Source organism: Pseudomonas sp. MWU16-30316 (assembly GCF_020515645.1).
In the GTDB taxonomy this organism is placed as follows: Bacteria; Pseudomonadota; Gammaproteobacteria; order Pseudomonadales; family Pseudomonadaceae; genus Aquipseudomonas; species Aquipseudomonas cerasi.
In genome coordinates this window covers 251,332-274,754 of the sequence record NZ_JAIZAZ010000006.1, presented here as the reverse complement: position 1 = coordinate 274,754, position 23,423 = coordinate 251,332, and the positions used below count along the sequence as shown (strand labels likewise).

Below are 23,423 nucleotides of genomic sequence, written 5' to 3'. Positions count from 1 at the left end.
CGCGAAGCGTCATGAAGTGCATTCCCACGCGGAGCATGGGAACGATAATGACCCGGAAGACTATCGTGCCCATGCTCCGCGTGGGCATGCTGTTCTGGACGCTCCGCGTCCTGTCCTCGATGCGCGGCCTGCCGAGCGTCGAACACTAAACGATCCGCTGTTCCCGCAACCGCTTGTACAGTGTGTTGCGGCTGACGCCCAGGCGTTTGGCCAGCTGTGAAATATTCCCGCCTGCCGCTTGAAACAATTGGCCGAGGTCTTCGGTCGCGTGAAGGCGCGTGGCCGATTCCTGAGTTCTGACCGGGATAGGGCATTCCTCATTTACCTGTGCATCGAGCAGAAAGTCCTCGGGCAAATGGTCAGTGCCGATCGGCTGTTCGTCGGCCAGTGCCAGCGCCACCTGGATCACACTGTTGAGCTGGCGCAGATTACCCGGCCAAGGGTGATGCTCGAATAACTCAAGTACCTCTCTGGAGAAGCCTGCACGCTGATGGGCATCACGGTGCCGCTCCCAGATTCGCTGGATAAGCGCATGCTTGTCAGTCCGCTCGCGCAGGGGAGGAAGTTCGATGCTCAGGCCGCTGATCCGGTAATAAAGATCCTGGCGGAAAAGCCCCGTCTGGACCTGATCGCGCAGGCTTCGGTTGGTGGCTGAAATCAGGCGTATGTCGACCGGATACAACTCGCTGCTGCCCAGTGGCTGAACGCAGCGCTCTTGAAGCACGCGCAGCAGCCGCGCCTGTACCGGCATCGGCATGTCGCCCACTTCGTCGAGAAACAGCGTGCCTTTGTCGGCCTTGCGGATCAGGCCGATGCTGCCCTTCTGATTGGCCCCGGTGAAGGCGCCTCTTTCATAGCCAAACAGCTCGGCCTCGACCAGTTCGGCCGGGATCGCTGCGCAGTTGACGGCGATCAGAGGCTGGCCGGCGCGCGCACTGGCCTGATGCAGGGCTTTGACAAACACTTCCTTGCCGACCCCGGTTTCCCCGTGGATCAGCAGCGGAATGTCTTTTTCCAGCAACCGCTGCGCCTGACGCACGGCTTTTTCGATTTTTGCATCACCCAGGCTGATCGCCTCCAGGTCAAGACTCTGCGGCGCCACGGGTGCCTGAACTAGCTGTACGCTGTGCAGCTTGAGCGGCTTGCGGGTCGGCCGCTTGAGCAGGCACTGAAAGCGATTGTTGCCAAATGCATGCAATGCAAACGGACGCGCTTCGGTCTCGCTGAGCAATTGCAAGATCGGACATTTGAACAGCGTCTCGATGCTGGCGCCGGCCGGAGTCTTCCCCAGCAGGGCGTCGGCACGCCGATTGGCGCACAGGATCTGGCCGCTTTCGTCAAAAATCAGCAGGCCAGCCCATTGGCTGTCGAGGTTGTTCAGACCGGTATTGAAGATCAGCTGGAAGTGGGAATCGCGGAACTGGTCGAGGATCAGGCGGTTTTCCACCGACTGGCTCATCATTTTGACCATGCCCAGCGTGTGCGAGGGTGGCAGGAAGCTGTCACTGGACACATCCAGCACGGCAATGATGCGCCTGTCGGCGTCGAAGATCGGTGAGGCCGAACCGGTCATGAAGCGATTGGCCTTGAGGAAATGCTCGTCCGGTTCGATATGGATGGCCTGTTCGCAGGCCAGCGCCGTGCCGATGGCGTTGGTGCCCGTGCCGCGTTCGCTCCAGCTGGCACCGGGCATGAAGCCCTGAGCCTGGGACGATTCGACGAAGCGTTGCGCACCCCAGGACTTGAGCAACTGACCTTGAGGGTCGGCCAGAAGAATCAGGCAGCTGGAGTTGCTGAGAATGTTTTCGTAGACCGGCAGGACCTCCTGATGGGTGGTCTGTACCAGTCCGCGATGGCGCTCCAGCAGCCTGGAAACCTCCGCCCCCGGCAGTTGGCCGAATGAGGGGCGCGTCTGATGACTGAGGCCGAAGTCCCGGCAGCGGGTCCATGAATCCTGAATGATGATGTCGTGAGCAAGCGAAGCGCTGGTTTGAGACATGAGGATGCCTGCGAATATGACGTATTGTTTTTGTTTTTAGGTCCCGTCGGCGTGACCATCCTTGCCCGCAACGTCCGTCCAGTGTCGTTCAGTTTTGTTCAAAGTCAATGTTCATTTTGTTCAAGTGTTCAGTATTTTCTGTTCATTATTGTTCAGCTGTGAAAGGCGTTTCGTCCCCTGAATACGGGCGAACGCTCTGTTTCGGGCTTCACCGGCGATCCGCCTGAGCTGGCACGAATGTCGCTATCTGCAAACAGTCACGCATTCACCCTTAAGAAAAAAACAACAAAGGGCACGCCATGTCACTCACGCTGGAGCATGTCAGTCGCGCCGTCGATGGCCAGGTCTGGATCGACGACGCCTCCCTGAGCTTTGAGCCGGGATCATTCAACGTTCTGCTGGGGCGCACTCTGTCCGGCAAAACCAGCCTGATGCGCTTGATGGCCGGGCTGGACAAGCCGGACAGCGGGCGAGTGCTGATGAACGGGGTCGATGTCACCCATCGTCCGGTTCGTCTGCGCAACGTCTCGATGGTTTATCAGCAGTTCATCAATTACCCGAGCATGACGGTGTTCGAAAACATCGCCTCGCCGCTGCGTCAGGCCGGTCTGTCCAAAGATGTGATCCACAGCCGGGTGCAGGAAACCGCGAAGATGTTGCGCATCGAAAAATTCCTGCAACGCCATCCCCTCGAACTGTCCGGTGGGCAGCAGCAGCGCACCGCGATGGCCAGAGCGCTGGTCAAGGACGCCGAGCTGATCCTCTTCGATGAACCGCTGGTCAACCTCGATTACAAGCTGCGCGAAGAGCTGCGCCAGGAAATGCGTGAGCTGTTCGCCGCTCGCCATACCATCGCCATCTACGCCACTACCGAGCCCAATGAAGCGCTGGCGCTGGGCGGCACCACCACCATCCTGCATGAAGGGCGGGTGGTGCAGAGCGGCAAGACCCCTGAGGTCTATCATCGACCCGCGACTGTGCTGGCCGCCGAGCTGTTCTCCGAACCGCCGATCAACCTCATGCCGGGCCGTATAGACGGCAATGAAGTCAGCTTCGCCAACTTCGTGCATTTCCCGCTCAACGTCGACCTGCGGGCTGTCGGCGACGGCGAATATCGTTTCGGCGTGCGCCCCAGCCATTTGAGCCTGGTGCCGTCCAACGATGACGATCTGGAACTGGCGGTCACCGTCGAGCTGGCGGAAATCAGTGGTTCGGAAACCTTCCTGCATGTGCGCAACGAGCTGTTCTCGCTGGTCCTGCATCTGCCAGGCGTGCATGCCTACGACGTCGATGCGGCGATTCGGGTGTACATCCCGACCCACAAACTGTTTGTATTCGATCAGCAGGGCGGCCTGATTCAGGCGCCGGGCCTGCGTATGGCGAGGGTTGCCTGATGGCCGAGATCCGCTTGCAGAACCTTGCGCACAGCTACAGTGCCAAGCCCGGTCCTGACGACTATGCAATTCGCGAGATGAGCCACGTCTGGGAGCAGGGTGGTGCTTACGCGCTGCTCGGGCCTTCCGGGTGTGGCAAGTCAACCCTGCTCAACATCATTTCCGGTCTGCTCAGTCCGTCGCAGGGCCAGGTGCTGTTCGACTCGAAAGTAGTCAATGAGCTGCCCCCGGAGCGTCGCAACATCGCTCAGGTTTTCCAGTTTCCAGTGATCTACGACACCATGACGGTGTTCGATAATCTGGCCTTTCCGTTGCGCAATCAGGGCCTGGACGAGGCGCGGATTCTCATCAAGGTCAACGAAATTGCCGATGTCCTGGACCTGCAGCCGCTGCTGAAAAAGAAAGCGCGCAACCTCAGCGCGGACGAAAAGCAGAAAGTCTCCATGGGTCGCGGGCTGGTGCGCGATGACGTGTCGGCGATCCTCTTCGACGAACCGTTGACTGTGATCGACCCACACCTGAAGTGGAAGCTGCGGCGCAAGCTCAAGCAGATCCACGAGCAGTTCAATATCACCATGGTCTACGTCACTCACGATCAACTGGAGGCGTCGACTTTCGCCGACAAGATCGCCGTGATGTATGGCGGTCAGATCGTCCAGTTCGGCACGCCGCGGGAGCTGTTCGAGAAGCCGTCGCACACCTTTGTCGGCTATTTCATCGGCAGCCCGGGGATGAATCTGATTGACGTTACGCCGCAGCCGGGCGGCGTCGGTTTTGCGGATATTCACCTGCCGCTGCCTGAGTCGTTGCAGCAACGGCTCGCCAATACACCGTGGAAAAGTCTGAAAGCAGGCATTCGTCCCGAGTTCGTTCATGTCTGGGACGGACCTTACGACGATGCGATGTGTGCCGACGTGACCTATGTGGAAGACCTCGGCACCTACAAGATCATCACCCTGAAACTGGGTGGGCAACTGCTGAAGGTGCGGCTGCAGGAAGACAAACCGGTGCCGCAAGGCCAGGCCTGGATCAGCTTTCCGGGGCAATGGCTGATGCTCTATGCAGATGATTACCTGATCGAAGCCGGCCCTGCCAGTGAGGTGTCCCATGCGTAAGGTTCAGAACAACAAGGCCTGGTGGCTGGTGATGCCGGTGTTTCTGCTGGTGGCATTCAGCGCGATTATCCCGATGATGACTGTGGTCAACTATTCAGTGCAGGACATCTTCGACCAGTCCAGCCGCTATTTCGTAGGCACTGACTGGTTCCGGCAGGTCCTGCAGGACCCGCGTCTGCATGACTCGCTGCTGCGTCAGTTCATTTATTCGGGCTGTGTACTGCTGATCGAGATCCCGCTGGGTATCGCGATTGCCCTGACCATGCCGACCAAAGGGCGCTGGTCGTCGTTGTGCCTGATCGTGATGACCATTCCACTGCTGATCCCGTGGAACGTGGTCGGCACGATCTGGCAGATCTTCGGCCGTGGTGATATCGGTTTGCTGGGGTACACGCTGAACAACGTGCTGGGCATCAACTACAACTACGCCGCCAATGCCTCGGATGCCTGGGTGACGGTGCTGGTCATCGATGTCTGGCACTGGACCTCGCTGGTGGCCTTGCTTTGCTATTCAGGGTTGCGGGCAATTCCGGATGTGTATTACCAGGCGGCACGCATCGATCGTGCGTCCGGTTGGGCGATCTTCCGGCACATCCAGTTGCCGAAGATGAAAAGCGTGCTGCTGATCGCGGTGATGTTGCGCTTCATGGACAGCTTCATGATCTACACCGAGCCGTTCGTGCTGACCGGTGGCGGGCCGGGCAACTCCACTACTTTCCTCAGTCAGACCCTGACCACCATGGCGCTCGGGCAGTTCGACCTGGGGCCTGCGGCCGCGTTCTCGCTGGTGTATTTCCTGATCATTCTGTTGGTGTCATGGGTGTTCTACACCGCCATGACTCACAGCGAAAAGAATTGAGGGGCTGGTCATGAGTCTGCGCAAAACCATACCGCTGTGGATTTACCTGTTGTTTCTGCTGGTGCCGATCTACTGGCTGATCAACATGTCGTTCAAGACCAATACCGAGATCCTGGGTGGCCTGACCCTGTGGCCGCAGGATTTCACCCTGGCCAACTACAAGGTGATCTTCACTGACGAGAGCTGGTACAGCGGCTACCTCAACTCGCTGTACTACGTGTGCCTCAATACCGTGATATCGCTGAGCGTCGCACTGCCGGCAGCCTATGCGTTTTCACGCTATCGTTTTCTCGGCGACAAGCACCTGTTCTTCTGGCTGCTGACCAACCGCATGGCACCACCGGCAGTCTTCCTGCTGCCATTTTTCCAACTGTATTCGTCCATCGGCCTGTTTGACACGCACATCGCCGTTGCACTGGCGCACTGTCTGTTCAACGTTCCGCTGGCCGTATGGATTCTGGAGGGTTTCATGTCAGGTGTTCCCAAGGAAATCGATGAAACGGCCTACATAGACGGTTACAGCTTTCCCAAGTTTTTCGTGAAGATTTTCATTCCACTGATTGGCTCGGGTATCGGGGTCACCGCGTTTTTCTGCTTCATGTTCTCCTGGGTCGAGCTGTTGCTGGCGCGCACCCTGACATCGGTGAACGCCAAGCCGATCGCTGCGGTGATGACCCGCACCGTCTCGGCATCGGGTATCGATTGGGGGGTGCTGGCGGCGGCAGGGGTGTTGACCATTCTGCCGGGCATGCTGGTGATCTGGTTCGTTCGCAACCATGTGGTCAAGGGCTTTGCTCTTGGTCGTGTCTGAGGAGTCGAAAAAATGGAGTGGATGTCCTGGACACTGCCCACTGCGGCCTTCTTTATCAGTATTGCGCTTCTGCTGGCAGGAATGACCGTATGGGAATTGCGCTCGGCAAGTATCGAGCGCCGCGGTTTTCTGCCGATTGCCACCACGCGTGGCGACCGTCTTTTCATTGGGCTTTTAGGTAGCGCTTATCTGCATTTGCTGGTGATCGGCGCGACGGACTGGAGCATCTGGATCGCTTCTGGGGCTTCCCTGGTGTGGCTGTTGGTGGTGATGCGTTGGGGTTAGAGGGCGGCCGGGCGTGGTTGCCGGGGTGATCCGGTCGGCAGTATTGAAAAAAGCGGGACTACATGAAAGCAACCTGGAGATGACTATGTTCAATAAGAAAAACAAGCTGCAACATAGCGTGACGCTGGCAACCATGATCATGCTCAGTGGGTTGAGCGTGTCGGCGTGGGCGGATCAGTACGAAGATGCGGCGAAGAAGTGGGCGGCGAGCGAGTTCAAGCCGAGCACGCTTTCCGATGCCGAGCAGTTGAAAGAGCTGGAGTGGTTCATCGAAGCTGCCAAGCCGTTTCGTGGCATGGACATCAAGGTGGTGTCGGAAACCCTGACCACCCATGAATACGAGTCCAAGACCCTGGCCAAGGCGTTCACCGAAATCACCGGTATCAAAGTCACCCATGACTTGCTGCAGGAAGGTGATGTCATCGAAAAGCTGCAGACCGCCATGCAGTCGGACAAGAGTATCTACGACGGCTGGGTCAACGACTCGGACCTGATCGGTACGCACTTTCGCTACGGCAAGGCCCTGTCTCTGACGGATCTGATGGCCAGTCCGGAAGGCAGCAAAGTCACGTCGCCGACGCTGGACCTGAAAGACTTCATCGGCACCTCGTTTACCACTGCTCCGGATGGCAAGCTTTATCAACTGCCTGACCAGCAGTTCGCCAACCTGTACTGGTTCCGTGCCGACTGGTTCGAACGTCCCGACCTGAAAAAGAAATTCAAGGACAAGTACGGCTATGAGTTGGGCGTTCCGGTCAACTGGTCGGCTTACGAGGACATCGCCAAATTCTTCAGCGAAGACGTCAAGGAGATCGACGGCAAGAAAGTCTTCGGGCACATGGACTATGGCAAGAAAGACCCGTCACTGGGCTGGCGTTTCACCGATGCCTGGTTCTCCATGGCCGGCAGCGGCGACAAGGGTTTGCCTAACGGTCTGCCGGTGGATGAGTGGGGTATTCGCGTCGAAGACTGCCATCCGGTCGGCTCCAGCATTACCCGCGGTGGCGACACCAACGGCCCGGCGGCAGTGTTCGCTACGCAGAAATACATCGACTGGCTGAAAGCCTATGCGCCGCCGGAAGCGGCGGGCATGACCTTCTCCGAATCCGGGCCGGTGCCGTCGCAGGGTAACGTCGCGCAACAGATTTTCTGGTACACCGCCTTTACCGCCGACATGACCAAGCCGGGCCTGCCGGTAATGAATGCTGACGGCACGCCGAAGTGGCGCATGGCGCCTTCGCCGAAAGGCCCTTACTGGAAGGAAGGCATGAAGCTTGGCTACCAGGATGTGGGTTCATGGACGTTCCTGAAGTCGTCCGACGAGAAAAAGCGTCTGGCCGCCTGGCTGTATGCGCAATTCGTGACCTCGAAAAGCGTTTCGCTGAAGAAAACCATCGTCGGCCTGACGCCGATTCGCGAGTCGGACATCAACTCCAAGGAGATGACCGCGCTGGCGCCCAAGCTGGGAGGTCTGGTGGAGTTCTATCGCAGCCCGGCCCGCGTTCAATGGTCGCCTACCGGCACCAACGTGCCTGACTATCCGAAGCTGGCACAGCTGTGGTGGAGCCATGTGGCCGAGGCGGTCACTGGCGAGAAGACTGCGCAGGAGGCCCTCGACGGTCTGGCCAAGGACCAGGATGCAATCATGACGCGCATTGAGCGCTCCAAGGTTCAGGAAGCCAGCAAGTGTGCGCCGAAGATGAATCCGGAAACCACTGCGGAAGCCTGGTACAAGAAGGCCGAAGAGAGCAACGGCAAGTTCCTCGCGCCACAGCGCAAACTGGCCAACGAGAAACCCAAGGGTGAAACCATCGCCTACGCTGACCTGCTGAAAAGCTGGGAGGCTGGCAAGAAGTAAGGTTTTGTCGAGGTAAAAAAACGGCACCTTGAAGGTGCCGTTTTTTATTGCTGCAGGCTGATCAGTCGTGAAGGGTTTCTGCGGCGTACAGCGTGTTTTCCAGCAGGCAAGCGCGGGTCATGGGGCCAACGCCGCCCGGAACCGGAGTGATCCAGCCGGCGCGGGGCAGGGCGGTCTCGTAAACCACGTCGCCTACCAGCTTGCCGTCTTCCTGGCGATTGATGCCGACATCGATGACGATGGCACCTGGCTTGATCCATTCGCCTTTGACAAGGCCCGGCTTGCCGGCGGCAACCACCACCAGATCGGCACGACCTACATGGCCTGCCAGATCCTTGGTGAAACGGTGGGTCACCGTGACGGTGCAGCCCGCCAGCAGCAGTTCCATTGCCATTGGGCGACCGACGATGTTGGACGCACCGACGACGACGGCATCCAGCCCGTACAGGTCGACACCGGTGCTTTCCAGCAGGGTGATGATGCCTTTTGGGGTGCACGGGCGCAGCAGCGGGATGCGCTGGGCGAGACGGCCCACGTTATAAGGATGGAAACCGTCCACGTCCTTGTCCGGGCGAATGCGCTCCAGCAGCAGCGAAGCATCGAGGTGCGCAGGCAAGGGCAGTTGCAGCAGGATGCCGTCGACAGCGGCATCCTCGTTGAGGCGGTCGATCAGATCGGTCAGTGCGGTCTGAGTGGTCTCAGCGGGCAAGTCGTAGGCCTGGGAGATAAAGCCTACTTCCTCGCAGTCCTTGCGCTTGTGAGAGACATAGACCTGGGACGCGGGGTCGCTGCCGACCAGAATCACCGCGAGGCCCGGCGTACGCAGACCTTGCTGGCTACGTTCGGCGACACGTTTGGCGATCTGCTGGCGCAGGCTGGCGGCGATCGCCTTGCCGTCGATTAGTTTTGCAGTCATGACGCGTGATTAACCATCGAGAGGAAATAAAATGAGCGCGCATTCTCGCATGACATGGCGCGAGGGCAAAGGCGATTGCTTTGTATATTCAGCTAACTCCTTTATCTAGCTGAATTTTTTTCAAAAAAAGGTTGACGACCCCAGGGGCCGTCTATAAGATTCGTCGCACTTGCCGGGCAGAGCCCAGCACTGGTTAAGCTAGCACTGGTTGATTCGGTCAGGCAGAGTTGCAAATCAGCTCGGTGTGATTGAAAGCCTTTTAGTTTGTTATCGCAAGAATACAAATTATATAAGTGCCCGTAGCTCAGCTGGATAGAGCATCCGCCTTCTAAGCGGATGGTCGCAGGTTCGAGTCCTGCCGGGTGCGCCATTTAAGGCAGCTTTGGCACAGCAAGTAAGTTTTATCGTCACGCGCAATATGGTGGGCGTAGCTCAGTTGGTAGAGCACAGGATTGTGACTCCTGCGGTCGTGGGTTCGAACCCCATCGTCCACCCCATATTAAGAAGGGCGCCAGATTCATAGTCTGGCGCCTTTGCTTTAAAAGTCTGAAATGCGGATGTGGTGGAATTGGTAGACACACTGGATTTAGGTTCCAGCGCCGCAAGGTGTGAGAGTTCGAGTCTCTCCGTCCGCACCAGGATAAATGTAGCCGACTATCAGTGTTTCGGTTGCAAAAAGGTACAAAAAGAAAGCCGCCTAGTGCGGCTTTTTTTGTTTTGGCGTATTCGTTCCATCGCCTCGCTGGTCCGTCGGCCCTGTCGCCGTCGGTCGATCGAGGTGTGCTATGCAGATGGATTCGGTCATCGTCCGGTGCAGATGCTTCCTTATATAGGGGCCGTGCCAGACACGTCGCGAGTGATGCGAGGTGTTTTCCTTTCTCCTCCGGCTGCAGGCCGATTCCTTCTTGTTAACCCGCCCTTTTTCAGTAGGGTGACTTCTTGAGTTTGACCCACTAGAATGCATGCCCTTGATTCTGGGGTCGGAAACGGCCGGCTAACGTCTGTGCAACGAGGAATATCCATGCAAGTTTCTGTTGAAAATACTTCCGCTCTTGAGCGCCGCATGACCATTGGCGTGCCTGCCGAGCGCATCGAGACCGAAGTCAACAAGCGTCTGCAACAGACCGCGCGCAAAGCCAAGATCCCGGGCTTCCGCCCTGGCAAGGTGCCTATGAGCGTGATTCGTCAGCGTTACGAGGACGGCGCACGTCAGGAAGCACTGGGCGATCTGATTCAGGCTACTTTTTATGAAGCTGTGGTTGAGCAGAAGCTGAACCCGGCTGGTGCTCCTGCTGTAGAGCCCAAGTCGTTCGAAAAAGGCAAAGATCTGGAATACGTGGCTACTTTCGAAGTATTCCCGGAATTCACCGTTGCCGGCTTCGATAGCATCTCCGTAGAGCGCCTGTCTGCCGACGTGGCCGACAGCGATCTGGACAACATGCTTGAAGTGCTGCGCAAGCAGAACGTTCGTTTCGAAGTGGCTGATCGTGCTGCCCAGAACGAAGACCAGTTGAACATCGATTTCGTCGGCAAGGTCGACGGCGAAGTGTTCGCTGGCGGTTCCGCTACCGGTACCCAGCTGGTGCTGGGTTCGGGCCGCATGATCCCTGGTTTCGAAGACGGTCTGGTTGGCGCCAAGGCCGGTGAAGAGCGCGTTCTGAACGTGACCTTCCCAGAGGACTATCAGAACCTCGAGCTGGCCGGCAAGGCTGCCGAGTTCACCGTGACCGTCAACACCGTTTCCGAGCCAAAGCTGCCTGAGCTGAACGAAGAGTTCTTCAAGCAGTTCGGTATCAAGGAAACCGGTATCGAAGGCTTCCGCACCGAAGTTCGCAAGAACATGGAGCGCGAGCTGCGTCAGGCGATCAAGTCCAAGGTCAAGAATCAGGTCATGGACGGTCTGCTGGCCGCCAACCCGATCGAAGTGCCCAAGGCGCTGCTGGAAAACGAAGTCAACCGTCTGCGTGTGCAGGCCGTTCAGCAGTTCGGTGGCAACATCAAGCCTGACCAGCTGCCGGCAGAGCTGTTCGAAGAGCAGGCCAAGCGCCGCGTCGAGCTGGGTCTGATCGTTGCCGAGGTCGTCAAGCAGTTCGACCTCAAGCCTGATGATGCTCGCGTTCGCGAAATGATTCAGGAAATGGCCTCTGCCTATCAGGAGCCTGAGCAGGTCGTTGCCTGGTACTACAAGAACGAGCAGCAAATGAACGAGGTACGTTCTGTTGTGCTTGAAGAGCAAGTTGTAGATACTGTTTTGCAGAAAGCTAGCGTGACCGACAAATCGGTCTCCTACGAAGAAGCTGTCAAGCCGGTGGAAGCTCCAAAAGCCGACTGATTTCTCTTTTCGTGCGAAAACACCCACAAGCCAGCCTTCGCGCTGGCTTGTGCGTATTCAAGACTCGACTATTTGGGAGTGAATGCAGGACATGTCCCGCAATTCTTATATTCAGCAGAACTCTGACATCCAGGCCGCTGGCGGCCTGGTCCCGATGGTTATCGAGCAGTCCGCCCGTGGCGAACGCGCCTATGACATCTATTCGCGCCTTCTCAAGGAGCGAGTCATCTTTATGGTGGGTCCGGTAGAGGACTACATGGCCAACCTTATCGCGGCGCAACTGCTTTTCCTTGAAGCGGAAAACCCGGACAAGGATATCCATCTCTACATCAACTCGCCGGGCGGTTCGGTGACGGCAGGCATGTCGATCTACGACACCATGCAGTTCATCAAGCCGGACGTTTCGACCATCTGTATCGGTCAGGCTTGCAGCATGGGTGCATTCCTGCTGGCCGGCGGTGCAGAAGGCAAGCGTCACTGCCTGCCCAACTCGCGAATGATGATTCACCAGCCGCTGGGCGGTTTCCAGGGTCAGGCGTCGGACATCGACATCCATGCCAAGGAAATCCTGCACATTCGTCATCGTCTCAACTCGCTGCTGGCTCATCACACCGGCCAGAGCCTCGAAACCATCGAGCGCGATACCGAGCGTGACAACTTCATGAGCGCAGAGCGTGCAGCCGAATACGGCCTGATCGACTCGGTGATCAACAAGCGTCAAATGCCTGCCTAAGCGGCTCAAAATGTGGGGGGTCGGGACAACCGACCGCCTGCGGACTTGAAAAAGCCCGCAATAGCCTTCATCTTGTGTTGCAAGCCTACCGGATTGGATCGATCGAATGACTGACACCCGCAACGGCGAGGACAACGGCAAATTGCTCTATTGCTCCTTCTGTGGCAAAAGCCAGCATGAAGTGCGCAAATTGATTGCCGGCCCCTCGGTCTTTATCTGCGACGAGTGCGTCGACCTGTGCAACGACATCATCCGTGAGGAGGTGCAGGAAGCCCAGGCCGAAAGCAGCGCGCATAAATTGCCTTCGCCAAAAGAAATCAGCGGCATCCTTGACCAGTATGTAATCGGTCAGGAACGTGCCAAAAAGGTTCTCGCAGTAGCGGTGTACAACCACTACAAGCGTCTGAATCAGCGTGACAAGAAGAACGACGACGTCGAACTGGGCAAGAGTAACATCCTGCTGATCGGACCTACCGGTTCCGGCAAGACGTTGCTGGCCGAAACTCTGGCTCGCCTGCTCAACGTACCGTTCACCATCGCTGACGCCACCACCCTGACCGAAGCCGGTTATGTGGGTGAGGACGTCGAAAACATTATCCAGAAGCTGTTGCAGAAATGTGATTACGATGTCGAGAAGGCCCAGATGGGCATTGTCTACATCGACGAAATCGACAAGATTTCGCGCAAATCCGACAACCCTTCGATCACTCGTGACGTGTCCGGTGAAGGCGTGCAGCAAGCCTTGCTGAAACTGATCGAGGGCACCGTGGCTTCCGTTCCGCCTCAAGGTGGTCGCAAGCACCCGCAGCAGGAATTCCTGCAGGTGGACACGCGTAATATTCTCTTTATCTGCGGTGGCGCCTTCTCGGGCCTGGAAAAGGTCATTCAGAACCGTTCCACCCGTGGCGGCATCGGCTTCAACGCCGAGGTTCGCAGCAAGGAGGAGGGCAAGAAGGTCGGCGAGTCGCTGCGTGAAGTCGAACCTGACGATCTGGTCAAGTTCGGTCTGATCCCCGAGTTCGTGGGCCGTCTGCCGGTGCTTGCAACGCTGGACGAGCTGGATGAGGCTGCTTTGATACAGATCCTCACCGAGCCGAAGAACGCACTGACCAAGCAGTATGCCAAGCTGTTCGAGATGGAAGGTGTGGACCTCGAGTTCCGTACCGATGCGCTGAAATCGGTTGCCCGTCGCGCGCTGGAGCGCAAGACCGGTGCCCGTGGCCTGCGTTCGATTCTCGAGGGCGTGCTGCTCGACACCATGTACGAAATCCCGTCGCAAAGCGATGTGAGCAAGGTGGTGATCGACGAAAGCGTTATCGATGGCACGTCCAAGCCGTTGTTGATCTACGAAAACAACGAGCCGCCTGCCAAGGTTGCTCCCGACGCATAAACGCATGTTCATATGCGTGTGAAGTAATACTGAAGGGGGCCTTTTTGGTCCCCTTTTGCATTTTTAGGCTGTTCATTCGTTTTGTATGAAGAAACTGATCTTGGCGGGTCGCGCCTCTAGAGCTTGTTTTTTTCTGACGCTACCCCCATCTTGGCTTCAAGCTAATTCCATCTGTCCCGGCCAATTGGCCGCCGTAGAGGCGAAATCATGAAGACCACTATTGAATTGCCTCTCTTGCCATTGCGTGATGTCGTGGTTTATCCGCACATGGTTATCCCGCTGTTCGTGGGGCGCGAGAAGTCTATCGAAGCCCTTGAAGCGGCAATGACAGGCGACAAGCAGATCCTGCTGCTCGCGCAAAGAAACCCGGCTGACGACGATCCTGATGAAAAGGCTCTGTACAGCGTCGGCACCATTGCCACCGTATTGCAATTGCTCAAGCTGCCCGATGGCACCGTCAAGGTGCTGGTCGAAGGTGAGCAGCGTGGTTCGGTAGAGCGTTTTATCGAAGTCGATGGCCACTACCGCGCAGACGTCTCGCTGATCGACGAAGTCGATGCACCGGACCGTGAATCCGAAGTGTTCGTGCGCAGCCTGCTGGCTCAATTCGAGCAGTATGTGCAACTGGGCAAGAAGGTCCCCGCAGAGGTCCTGTCGTCGCTTAACAGCATCGATGAGCCTGGTCGCCTGGTTGACACCATGGCCGCGCACATGGCGCTCAAAATCGAGCAGAAGCAGGAAATACTCGAGATTATCGACCTGTCAGCCCGTGTCGAGCATGTGCTGGCCTTGCTGGATGCCGAAATCGACCTGCTGCAGGTCGAAAAGCGCATTCGCGGTCGCGTTAAGAAGCAAATGGAGCGCAGCCAGCGCGAGTACTACCTGAATGAGCAGATGAAGGCCATTCAGAAGGAACTGGGCGATGGCGACGAAGGCCACAACGAAATCGAAGAGCTGAAAAAGCGCATCGATGCCGCAGGTTTGCCCAAGGACGCTCTGACCAAGGCGAATGCCGAGCTGAACAAGCTCAAGCAGATGTCGCCGATGTCCGCCGAAGCGACCGTGGTGCGTTCCTACATCGACTGGCTGGTTCAGGTGCCGTGGAAGGCGCAGAGCAAGGTACGTCTGGACCTTGCGCGTGCCGAAGCGATTCTCGATGCCGACCATTACGGTCTGGACGAGGTCAAGGAGCGCATCCTCGAATACCTCGCCGTGCAAAAGCGCGTGAAGAAGATTCGTGGCCCTGTGCTGTGTCTGGTAGGTCCACCGGGTGTGGGTAAAACCTCCCTGGCCGAGTCCATCGCCAACGCAACCAACCGTAAATTCGTGCGGATGGCACTCGGCGGCGTGCGTGACGAGGCTGAAATTCGTGGTCATCGCCGGACTTACATCGGTTCGATGCCAGGAAGATTGATACAAAAGATGACAAAGGTGGGCGTTCGCAACCCGCTGTTCCTGCTTGACGAAATCGACAAGATGGGCAGCGACATGCGTGGCGATCCGGCGTCGGCATTGCTCGAGGTGCTTGATCCCGAGCAGAACCACAATTTCAACGATCACTACCTTGAGGTCGACTACGATCTTTCGGACGTGATGTTCCTTTGCACGTCGAACTCGATGAACATTCCGCCAGCCTTGCTGGACCGGATGGAAGTCATTCGCCTGCCGGGCTACACCGAAGACGAAAAGATCAACATCGCCGTCAAGTACCTCTCGCCCAAGCAGATTCAGGCCAACGGCTTGAAGAAAGGTGAGATCAGTTTTGATGAGGATGCGATCCGCGACATCATCCGTTACTACACCCGTGAAGCGGGCGTGCGCGGGCTTGAGCGTCAGATTGCCAAGGTCTGCCGCAAGGCGGTCAAAGAGCACGCGATGGAAAAACGTTTCGCGGTTCAGGTCACAGCCGACATGCTCGAGCACTTCCTGGGCGTGCGCAAGTTCCGCTACGGGCTGGCAGAGCAGCAGGATCAGATCGGTCAGGTCACCGGCCTGGCGTGGACGCAGGTGGGTGGTGAATTGCTGACCATCGAGGCTGCCGTGGTATCGGGCAAGGGCCAGTTGATCAAGACCGGTTCGCTCGGGGATGTGATGGTCGAATCCATTACCGCAGCCCAGACCGTGGTTCGCAGCCGGGCTCGTAGCCTGGGCATTCCAGCTGATTTCCACGAGAAACACGACACGCATATCCACATGCCGGAAGGCGCCACGCCGAAGGATGGACCGAGCGCTGGTGTGGGCATGTGCACCGCCCTTGTTTCGGCGCTTACGCAGATCCCTGTGCGTGCGGATGTGGCAATGACGGGCGAAATTACTTTGCGTGGTCAAGTGCTGGCGATTGGTGGTTTGAAGGAAAAACTGCTGGCTGCACACCGTGGCGGAATCAAGACGGTGATCATTCCAGAAGAAAACGTGCGTGATTTGAAGGAGATTCCTGACAATATCAAGCAGGATCTGCAGATCAAGCCCGTTAAATGGATTGACGAAGTCCTGCAAATTGCGCTGCAATACGCGCCGGAGCCTTTGCCGGACGTGGCTACAGATCTGGTCGCCAAGGAAGAGAAGCGCGAGTCTGACTCTAAGGACAGAATTAGCACGCATTAAGTCTGGGCAGGCTTCCTTGACAGCTTTTTAGAGCCCTTGTTATAAAGCGGCTCTTTAAAGCAATCACTGGCAAGCCTTCCAGCGCTCGTTTTGCTTAACACCTAAAACTTAGAAACATACTCAATATAGAGATAAGGGGACTTAGAGTGAACAAGTCGGAACTGATTGATGCTATCGCTGCATCTGCTGATATCCCGAAAGCTGCTGCTGGCCGCGCGCTGGACGCAGTGATCGAATCCGTCACTGGCGCTCTGAAGGCTGGCGACTCGGTTGTTTTGGTTGGCTTTGGTACGTTCTCCGTGACTGATCGTCCTGCTCGCATCGGTCGCAACCCTCAGACTGGCAAGACGCTGGAAATCGCTGCTGCCAAGAAACCAGGTTTCAAAGCCGGTAAAGCTCTTAAAGAAGCTGTCAACTAAGCCTCTCTATGCCTTTGCCCGCTGGATCGGGCCTGTCCTGATCCAGTAGCGGAGCGGTGGTGCACTCGGTTGCGACACCGAGGGGTTCGAGCCCTACCGCTTCGTCAGTTACGAGAAGGCGCATCCTCGGATGCGCCTTTCTTCTATCCGCTTTCTACCCACGCTCCGCGGTTGGTTAGTCAGTACAACCGTTTTGGGGGACGCAATGCTGCAGAACATCAGGGACAATTCACAAGGCTGGATTGCCAAGACAATTATCGGACTCATCATCGCCTTGATGGCCTTCACCGGCATCGAAGCGATGTTTACCGCTACCAGCAACAAGCAGAACGCGGCTGAAGTCAACGGCGAGGACATCTCTCAGAATGAGTTGAGCCAGGCTGTCGACATGCAGCGCCGCCAGTTGGCTCAGCAGCTTTCGCAACAGCTGGGCAAGGATTTCGATCCTGCCATGCTGGATGAAAAGCTGCTGCGCGAATCAGCGCTCAAGGGCCTGATCGACCGCAAGCTGCTGCTGCAAGGCGCGGCGGATGCCAAGTTCTCGTTTTCCGACGCGGCACTGGATCAGCAGCTTTTGCAGACGCCTGAATTTCAGGTAGACGGCAAATTCAGCGCTGACCGTTTCGATCAGGTGATTCGCCAGTTGGGTTACAGCCGTCTGCAGTTCCGCCAGATGCTGGGTCAGGAAATGCTCATCGGTCAGGTGCGTGCAGGTGTTGCCGGCAGTGCCTTTGTAACCGACGCACAGGTTGAAGCCTTCGCACGCCTCGAAAAGCAGACCCGTGATTTCGCGTCGCTGACCCTGCCTGCCGATACCTCGGCGGTCAAGGTGACCGATGACGAAGTCAAGGCGCATTACGACGAGCATGCCAAGGAGTTCATGAGCCCTGAGCAGGTCGTACTCGACTACATCGAATTGAAGAAGTCGTCCTTCTTCGACAAGGTGCAGGTCAAGGACGAGGACCTGCAGGCGGCTTATCAGAAGGAAATCGCCAATCTGTCCGAACAGCGTCGTGCGGCACACATCCTGATCGAAGTGAACGACAAGCTGAATGACGAGCAGGCCAAGGCGAAGATTGAAGAAATTCAGCAGCGTCTGGCCAAGGGTGAGGATTTCGCGGCATTGGCCAAGGAATACTCGCAGGACCCTGGTTCGTCCAACAAGGGCGGTGATCTGGGCTACGCAGGCAAGGGTGTCTATGACCCGGCTTTCGAAGAGGCACTGTATGCCTTGAACAAGGATCAGGTTTCGCAGCCGGTGCGTACCGATTTCGGCTGGCACCTGATCAAGCTGCTGGGCGTTGAAGCACCTTCGGTGCCGACCTTTGCCAGTCTGAAAGGCAAGCTGACCAACGATTTGAAATCGCAGCTGGTCGAGCAGAAGTTTGTCGAAGTGACCAAGCAACTGGAAGACTCGGCGTTCGAATCGTCCGACCTGTCCCAGCCGGCACAGGACCTGGGCCTGAAGGTTCAGACCACTGCACCGTTCGGTCGTGAGGGCGGCGAAGGCCTGACGGCCAACCGTGCGGTCATCCAGGCGGCATTCAGCCCTGAAGTGCTGGAAGAAGGCGCCAACAGCAACACGCTGGAGCTGGATCCGGAAACCGTTGTGGTGGTGCGCTCCAAAGAGCACCTGCAACCGCAGCAGTTGCCACTTGAGAGCGTTGCCAGCTCGATTCGCGCTCAACTGGTCAAGGAGCATGCTTCGGCAGCTGCCAAGGCCAAGGGCGAGGCGCTGCTGGCCGGTCTGCGTGAGGGCAAGATTCCTTTGGCTGCCAAGCAGGACGGTCGTGACTGGAAGATGATGGAAGCGGTCACTCGCAGTCAGGAAGGGGTTGACCCTCAAGTGCTGCAGACGCTGTTCCGCATGCCCAAGCCGGCAGGCAAGGACAAGCCGGAATTCGCCAGCATCACTGCTTCGGACGGCAGCTTCGTGATCGTCCGTCTCAATGGCGTCAACCAGGCGGCTGCGCCGACTGACGCCGAGAAGGCACAATACCGTCGCTTCCTCGCCTCCCGCGAGGGGCAGCAGGATTTCGCGGCGTACCGTGCACAGCTGGAAAGCAAGGCGAAGATCGAGAAGTTCTAGGCTCGAAACGCGTAAACAAAGAAGGCCGCTCATTGAGCGGCCTTCTTTTTGAGTCCGGAAAAGTGCCGCTCGCAAGGAGCGGCGTTTACCGTATCACTCGTCCATGCTGCCCATCGCGGTGGTGTTGAAGCCGCCGTCGACGTACATGATTTCACCGCTGATGCCCGACGCCAGGTCGGAGCACAGGAACGCGCCGGCGTTGCCGACTTCGTCGATGGTGACGTTACGGCGCAGAGGGGTCTGCGCTTCGTTGGCCGCCAGCATCTTGCGGAAGTTCTTGATGCCTGACGCGGCCAGGGTGCGGATCGGGCCGGCCGATACAGCATTGACGCGAGTACCTTCCGGGCCGAGGCTGCCGGCCAGGTAACGAACGCCAGCTTCCAGGCTGGCCTTGGCCATGCCCATGACGTTGTAGTTGGGCATGGTGCGCTCTGCGCCCAGGTAGGACAGGGTCAGCAGGCTGCCGTTGCGGCCCTTCATCATTTCGCGACCGGCCTTGGCCAGGGCCACGAAGCTGTAGGCGCTGATGTCATGAGCGATGCGGAAACCTTCGCGCGTGGTGGCTTCGGTGAAGTCGCCATCGAGCTGGTCGCCAGGCGCGAAGCCGACCGAGTGAACGATCACGTCCAGGCCGTCCCACTTCTTGCTCAGCTCTTCGAAGACCTTGTTGATCTCTTCGTCGCTGGCCACATCGCAAGGGAAGCACAGCTCAGGGCCCGAACCCCAGCCTGCGGCGAACTCTTCGACACGACCCTTGAGTTTGTCGTTCTGGTAGGTGAAGGCAAGCTCTGCGCCTTCACGATGCATGGCGGCGGCAATACCGGATGCGATGGACAGTTTACTGGCGACACCGACGATCAGGACGCGCTTACCGGCGAGAAAACCCATGTGTTGTTCCTCTTCAGGTTAAGGTTAATCGACAGCTACCGGCGCCAGGAAGGCGGCCTCCAGCAGCTGCTGTGTATAAGGATGTTGCGGTGCGGCGAAGATATCCTGCGCTGCACCCTGTTCGACCACTTGGCCTTGCTTGACCACCATCAACTGGTGGCTCAGCGCTTTGACGACAGCCAGGTCATGGCTGATGAACAAATACGTCAGGTTGTACTTGGTTTGCAGCGAGCGAAGCAGCTCGACGACCTGACGCTGTACGGTCCGGTCGAGGGCCGAGGTCGGCTCGTCCAGCAAAATCAGCGCCGGCTTCAAGACCAGCGCACGTGCAATGGCGATCCGCTGGCGTTGGCCACCGGAGAACTCGTGAGGGTAGCGGTGCCGGGTATCCGGGTCCAGACCAACCTCCCTGAGCGCTTCGATAATCGCCGTCTGCTGTTCGGCCGCCGTACCCATGCCGTGGATTCGCAAGCCTTCGCCAACGATTTCAGCCACCGACATGCGCGGGCTCAAACTGCCAAACGGGTCCTGGAAAACCACTTGCATCTGCCTGCGCAGCGGACGGATTTGCTGTTGCGACAGGGATTCTAGCGCGTTGCCCTTGAACCGTATGGTGCCCTGACTGCCGATCAGTCGAAGAATCGCCAGGCCCAGCGTCGATTTGCCCGACCCGCTTTCACCCACAATACCCAGTGTTTGCCCTTGCGGCAGGCTGAAACGTATGCCGTCCACCGCCTTGACGTGGTCGACCGTACGCTTGAGCAGGCCTTTTTTGATCGGGAACCAGACTTTCAGGTCCTCGACTTCAAGCAGCGGGGCGCCGGCGGTGTTGGTCGATGGACCGCCGCTGGGCTCCGCGCTGAGCAACACTTGAGTGTAAGGATGTTGCGGCGAACGGAACAATTCTTCGCACGATGCCTGTTCGACGATGCAACCGCGCTGCATGACACATACTCGGTTGGCTATTTGCCTTACCACGTTCAAATCGTGGCTGATCAGCAGCAGTGCCATGCCCAGGCGAGCCTGCAACTGCTTGAGCAGTTCGAGGATTTTCAGCTGTACCGTCACATCCAGCGCAGTGGTCGGTTCGTCGGCAATCAGCAGCTCGGGTTCATTGGCCAGGGCCATGGCGATCATCACACGCTGACGCTGGCCACCTGAAAGCTCGTGTGGCAGCGCTTTGAGGCGTTTGTGTGGCTCAGGTATGCCGACCAGATCGAGCAGCTCCAGTGTGCGCTCGGTGGCGGCCTTGCCAGTCAGGCCCTTGTGCAGGCCCAGCACCTCGTTGATCTGTTTTTCCACCGAATGCAGCGGATTGAGCGAGGTCATTGGTTCCTGGAAGATCATGGCGATGCGGTTGCCACGGATCGAACGCAGTTTTTTCTCTTCGACCTTCAGCAGGTCTTCACCCGCGTAGCGGATCGTGCCGCTCGGGTGGCTGGCGATGGGGTAGGGCAGCAGGCGCAGGATTGAGTGCGCGGTGACTGACTTGCCCGAACCGCTTTCGCCGACCAGCGCCAGCGTTTCACCACGACGAATATCGAAGCTGATGTTCTCGACCACGCGTTGCCGCGAGTCGCCCGTCACGAACTCGACCGCCAGATCGCGGATTTCGATCAGATTGTCATTGTTCATCTTATTTCCTTGGGTCGAAAGCATCGCGGGCGGATTCGCCGATGAACACCAGCAGACTCAGCATGATGGCCAGCACAGCGAAGGCGCTGATGCCCAGCCAGGGCGCCTGCAGGTTGGATTTGCCCTGCGCTACCAGCTCGCCCAGTGACGGCGAGCCGGCGGGCAGGCCGAAGCCCAGAAAGTCCAGCGCCGTCAGGGTGCCGATGGCCCCGGTGAGAATGAACGGCAGAAAGGTCATGGTCGATACCATGGCGTTGGGCAGGATATGGCGGAACATGATTGCGCCGTTCTCCATGCCCAGCGCCCGCGCGGCCCTTACGTATTCCAGATTGCGGCCACGCAGGAACTCGGCGCGCACCACGTCCACCAGGCTCATCCAGGAAAACAACAGCATGATGCCCAACAACCACCAGAAGTTGGGTTGTACGAAGCTGGCAAGGATGATCAGCAGATACAGTACCGGCAGGCCCGACCAGACCTCGAGGAAGCGCTGGCCCAGCAGGTCGACCCAGCCGCCATAGAAACCCTGCAAGGCGCCGGCAATGACGCCGATGATCGAGCTGAGGATGGTCAGGGTCAGGGCGAACAGTACCGAAATCCTGAAACCGTAGATCACCCGCGCCAGGACGTCACGGCCCTGATCATCGGTGCCCAGCAGGTTCTCCCGCGAAGGCGGCGCCGGAGCAGGGACTTTCAGGTCGTAGTTGATGCTCTGATAGCTGAACGGGATGGGCGCCCACAGGGTCCAGCCATCCTTCGCGGCGAGCAGTTCCTTGATGTATGGGCTCTTGTAGTTGGCTTCCAGCGGGAATTCGCCACCGAAGGTGGTTTCCGGGTAACGCTCGAATACCGGGAAATACCAGTGGCCGTCGTAGCGCACAGCCAGCGGTTTATCGTTGGCGATCAGTTCGGCGCCCAGGCTCAGGCCGAACAGAATCAGGAACAGCCACAATGACCACCAGCCACGCCTGTTGGCCTTGAAGCGTTCGAAGCGACGGCGATTGAGAGGAGACAGCTTCATATCAATGCTTCCTGCTTTCGAAGTCGATGCGCGGGTCTACGAGGGTGTAGGTGATATCGCCGATCAGCTTCACCACCAGCCCCAGCAGGGTGAAGATGAACAGCGTGCCGAACACCACCGGATAGTCGCGGTTGATCGCGGCTTCAAAACTCATCAGGCCCAGGCCGTCCAGCGAAAAGATCACTTCCACCAGCAGCGAGCCGGTGAAGAAGATACCGATGAACGCCGACGGGAAGCCTGCGATCACCAGCAGCATCGCGTTGCGAAACACATGGCCGTAGAGCACCTTGTGGTTGCTCAGGCCCTTGGCTTTGGCCGTGGTCACGTATTGCTTGCTGATTTCGTCGAGAAAGCTGTTTTTGGTCAGCAGCGTCATGGTGGCAAAGTTGCCGATCACCAGTGCGGTGACTGGCAAAACCAGATGCCAGAAGTAATCGAATAGCTTGCCCAGCGTGCTCAGTTCGTCGTAGTTGTTGGAGGTCAGCCCGCGCAGTGGAAACCAGTTGAAGTAGCTGCCCCCGGCAAACACCACGATCAGCAGAATCGCGAACAGGAACGCCGGAATGGCATAGCCGACAATGATTGCCGAACTGGTCCATACGTCGAACTGGCTGCCGTGGCGCGTGGCCTTGGCAATCCCCAGCGGGATCGACACCAGGTACATGATCAGGGTGCTCCATAACCCGAGGGAAATGGACACCGGCATTTTCTCGACAATCAGGTCGATGACCTTGGCATCACGAAAGAAGCTGTCGCCGAAATCCAGCGTGGCGTAGTTCTTGATCATGATCCACAGGCGTTCCGGCGCCGACTTGTCGAAACCGTACATGCGTTCGATTTCCTTGATCAATGCCGGGTCCAGGCCTTGCGCGCCGCGGTAGTTGGAGCCGGCCACCGATACTTCGGCGCCGCCCCCGGCTATCCGGCTGGTGGCGCCATCGAAGCCTTCGATCTTGGCGATCATCTGTTCGACCGGGCCACCGGGGGCGGCCTGAATGATGACGAAGTTGATGATCAGGATGCCGAGCAGGGTAGGGATGATCAGCAGCAGCCGTCGCAGAATATAAGCCAGCAT

At 57.9% G+C, this 23,423-nt stretch carries 18 protein-coding genes and 3 tRNA genes; 15 read left to right on the top strand and 6 right to left on the bottom strand.

Going from position 1 to position 23,423, the window contains the following annotated elements; genetic code table 11:
* Positions 1 to 145: 145 nt before the first annotated feature.
* Positions 146 to 1,999: a sigma-54-dependent Fis family transcriptional regulator gene (locus tag LCH65_RS20010; protein ID WP_226439740.1), complete on the bottom strand. Its 1,854-nt coding sequence runs from the start codon at positions 1,997 to 1,999 to the stop codon at positions 146 to 148.
* 299 nt (positions 2,000 to 2,298) lie between these two features.
* On the opposite strand from LCH65_RS20010, the gene LCH65_RS20005 reads away from it, so the two are divergent.
* The 6 genes from LCH65_RS20005 (at position 2,299) to LCH65_RS19980 (ending at position 8,321) form a co-directional block, all read left to right on the top strand.
* A complete protein-coding gene (locus LCH65_RS20005; protein WP_004414069.1) occupies positions 2,299 to 3,393 on the top strand; it encodes an ABC transporter ATP-binding protein in 1,095 nt (364 codons plus the stop codon).
* A complete protein-coding gene (locus LCH65_RS20000; RefSeq protein WP_004414067.1) occupies positions 3,393 to 4,508 on the top strand; it encodes an ABC transporter ATP-binding protein in 1,116 nt (371 codons plus the stop codon). Before LCH65_RS20005 ends, LCH65_RS20000 begins: the two co-directional genes overlap by 1 nt.
* The gene (locus LCH65_RS19995; RefSeq protein ID WP_002552729.1) at positions 4,501 to 5,367 is read left to right on the top strand and encodes a sugar ABC transporter permease; all 867 of its coding nucleotides are present in this window, start codon (positions 4,501 to 4,503) and stop codon (positions 5,365 to 5,367) included. Before LCH65_RS20000 ends, LCH65_RS19995 begins: the two co-directional genes overlap by 8 nt.
* 10 nt (positions 5,368 to 5,377) lie before the next feature.
* Positions 5,378 to 6,178 carry a carbohydrate ABC transporter permease gene (locus LCH65_RS19990; protein WP_004414065.1) on the top strand — a complete coding sequence of 267 codons (801 nt, stop codon included), beginning with the start codon at positions 5,378 to 5,380 and terminating at the stop codon, positions 6,176 to 6,178.
* Between the two features lie 12 nt (positions 6,179 to 6,190).
* Positions 6,191 to 6,463, top strand: coding sequence for a DUF2160 domain-containing protein (locus tag LCH65_RS19985; RefSeq protein ID WP_003415748.1), 273 nt, complete (start codon positions 6,191 to 6,193; stop codon positions 6,461 to 6,463).
* Between the two features lie 85 nt (positions 6,464 to 6,548).
* Positions 6,549 to 8,321: an ABC transporter substrate-binding protein gene (locus LCH65_RS19980; RefSeq protein ID WP_004414063.1), complete on the top strand. Its 1,773-nt coding sequence runs from the start codon at positions 6,549 to 6,551 to the stop codon at positions 8,319 to 8,321.
* Positions 8,322 to 8,382: 61 nt separating this feature from the next.
* On the opposite strand, the gene folD is transcribed toward LCH65_RS19980, so the two are convergent.
* Complete coding sequence (gene folD / locus LCH65_RS19975; RefSeq protein WP_003368557.1) at positions 8,383 to 9,237, bottom strand: bifunctional methylenetetrahydrofolate dehydrogenase/methenyltetrahydrofolate cyclohydrolase FolD; 855 nt, start codon at positions 9,235 to 9,237, stop codon at positions 8,383 to 8,385.
* 293 nt (positions 9,238 to 9,530) lie between these two features.
* Between folD and LCH65_RS19970 the strand changes: the two genes are divergently transcribed.
* From LCH65_RS19970 to LCH65_RS19930, 9 genes are all read left to right on the top strand, one after another.
* A tRNA-Arg gene (locus LCH65_RS19970) sits at positions 9,531 to 9,607 on the top strand.
* Between the two features lie 51 nt (positions 9,608 to 9,658).
* Positions 9,659 to 9,734 (top strand) — tRNA-His (locus LCH65_RS19965).
* Positions 9,735 to 9,790: 56 nt separating this feature from the next.
* Positions 9,791 to 9,875, top strand: a tRNA-Leu gene (locus LCH65_RS19960).
* Between the two features lie 383 nt (positions 9,876 to 10,258).
* Positions 10,259 to 11,569 (top strand): trigger factor, encoded by a 1,311-nt coding sequence (tig, locus tag LCH65_RS19955; protein WP_003315274.1) that lies wholly within the window; start codon positions 10,259 to 10,261, stop codon positions 11,567 to 11,569.
* 91 nt (positions 11,570 to 11,660) lie between these two features.
* A complete protein-coding gene (gene clpP, locus LCH65_RS19950; protein WP_002552734.1) occupies positions 11,661 to 12,302 on the top strand; it encodes an ATP-dependent Clp endopeptidase proteolytic subunit ClpP in 642 nt (213 codons plus the stop codon).
* Between the two features lie 106 nt (positions 12,303 to 12,408).
* Positions 12,409 to 13,692, top strand: a complete 1,284-nt coding sequence (gene clpX, locus LCH65_RS19945) for an ATP-dependent Clp protease ATP-binding subunit ClpX (protein WP_003368559.1) — start codon at positions 12,409 to 12,411, stop codon at positions 13,690 to 13,692.
* A 207-nt stretch (positions 13,693 to 13,899) separates the two neighbouring features.
* Positions 13,900 to 16,296, top strand: coding sequence for an endopeptidase La (gene lon / locus LCH65_RS19940; RefSeq protein WP_003368560.1), 2,397 nt, complete (start codon positions 13,900 to 13,902; stop codon positions 16,294 to 16,296).
* A gap of 146 nt (positions 16,297 to 16,442) precedes the next feature.
* Positions 16,443 to 16,715, top strand: a complete 273-nt coding sequence (locus LCH65_RS19935) for an HU family DNA-binding protein (RefSeq protein WP_002552737.1) — start codon at positions 16,443 to 16,445, stop codon at positions 16,713 to 16,715.
* Between the two features lie 205 nt (positions 16,716 to 16,920).
* Complete coding sequence (locus LCH65_RS19930) at positions 16,921 to 18,804, top strand: SurA N-terminal domain-containing protein (protein ID WP_058415893.1); 1,884 nt, start codon at positions 16,921 to 16,923, stop codon at positions 18,802 to 18,804.
* Positions 18,805 to 18,897: 93 nt separating this feature from the next.
* On the opposite strand, the gene fabI is transcribed toward LCH65_RS19930, so the two are convergent.
* From fabI to LCH65_RS19910, 4 genes are read right to left on the bottom strand one after another with little or no spacing between them, the layout of a single operon-like run.
* A complete protein-coding gene (fabI, locus tag LCH65_RS19925) occupies positions 18,898 to 19,692 on the bottom strand; it encodes an enoyl-ACP reductase FabI (RefSeq protein WP_003368564.1) in 795 nt (264 codons plus the stop codon).
* A 24-nt stretch (positions 19,693 to 19,716) separates the two neighbouring features.
* Positions 19,717 to 21,327 (bottom strand): ABC transporter ATP-binding protein, encoded by a 1,611-nt coding sequence (locus LCH65_RS19920; RefSeq protein WP_004414034.1) that lies wholly within the window; start codon positions 21,325 to 21,327, stop codon positions 19,717 to 19,719.
* Between the two features lies 1 nt (position 21,328).
* Positions 21,329 to 22,348: an ABC transporter permease gene (locus LCH65_RS19915; RefSeq protein ID WP_003368568.1), complete on the bottom strand. Its 1,020-nt coding sequence runs from the start codon at positions 22,346 to 22,348 to the stop codon at positions 21,329 to 21,331.
* A gap of 1 nt (position 22,349) precedes the next feature.
* Complete coding sequence (locus LCH65_RS19910) at positions 22,350 to 23,423, bottom strand: microcin C ABC transporter permease YejB (RefSeq protein ID WP_004414031.1); 1,074 nt, start codon at positions 23,421 to 23,423, stop codon at positions 22,350 to 22,352.

Bases quoted from the DNA above. Each gene is read 5' to 3' on its own strand.
- LCH65_RS19930 (WP_058415893.1), top strand. From the start codon at position 16,921: ATGCTGCAGAACATCAGGGACAATTCACAAGGCTGGATTGCCAAGACA.
- LCH65_RS19985 (WP_003415748.1), top strand. From the start codon at position 6,191: ATGGAGTGGATGTCCTGGACACTGCCCACTGCGGCCTTCTTTATCAGT.
- LCH65_RS19995 (WP_002552729.1), top strand. From the start codon at position 4,501: ATGCGTAAGGTTCAGAACAACAAGGCCTGGTGGCTGGTGATGCCGGTG.
- LCH65_RS19920 (WP_004414034.1), bottom strand. From the start codon at position 21,327: ATGAACAATGACAATCTGATCGAAATCCGCGATCTGGCGGTCGAGTTC.
- clpP (WP_002552734.1), top strand. From the start codon at position 11,661: ATGTCCCGCAATTCTTATATTCAGCAGAACTCTGACATCCAGGCCGCT.
- LCH65_RS20010 (WP_226439740.1), bottom strand. From the start codon at position 1,999: ATGTCTCAAACCAGCGCTTCGCTTGCTCACGACATCATCATTCAGGAT.
- LCH65_RS20005 (WP_004414069.1), top strand. From the start codon at position 2,299: ATGTCACTCACGCTGGAGCATGTCAGTCGCGCCGTCGATGGCCAGGTC.
- LCH65_RS19980 (WP_004414063.1), top strand. From the start codon at position 6,549: ATGTTCAATAAGAAAAACAAGCTGCAACATAGCGTGACGCTGGCAACC.
- fabI (WP_003368564.1), bottom strand. From the start codon at position 19,692: ATGGGTTTTCTCGCCGGTAAGCGCGTCCTGATCGTCGGTGTCGCCAGT.
- LCH65_RS19915 (WP_003368568.1), bottom strand. From the start codon at position 22,348: ATGAAGCTGTCTCCTCTCAATCGCCGTCGCTTCGAACGCTTCAAGGCC.
- clpX (WP_003368559.1), top strand. From the start codon at position 12,409: ATGACTGACACCCGCAACGGCGAGGACAACGGCAAATTGCTCTATTGC.
- LCH65_RS19990 (WP_004414065.1), top strand. From the start codon at position 5,378: ATGAGTCTGCGCAAAACCATACCGCTGTGGATTTACCTGTTGTTTCTG.
- LCH65_RS19910 (WP_004414031.1), bottom strand. From the start codon at position 23,423: ATGCTGGCTTATATTCTGCGACGGCTGCTGCTGATCATCCCTACCCTG.
- folD (WP_003368557.1), bottom strand. From the start codon at position 9,237: ATGACTGCAAAACTAATCGACGGCAAGGCGATCGCCGCCAGCCTGCGC.
- tig (WP_003315274.1), top strand. From the start codon at position 10,259: ATGCAAGTTTCTGTTGAAAATACTTCCGCTCTTGAGCGCCGCATGACC.
- lon (WP_003368560.1), top strand. From the start codon at position 13,900: ATGAAGACCACTATTGAATTGCCTCTCTTGCCATTGCGTGATGTCGTG.
- LCH65_RS20000 (WP_004414067.1), top strand. From the start codon at position 3,393: ATGGCCGAGATCCGCTTGCAGAACCTTGCGCACAGCTACAGTGCCAAG.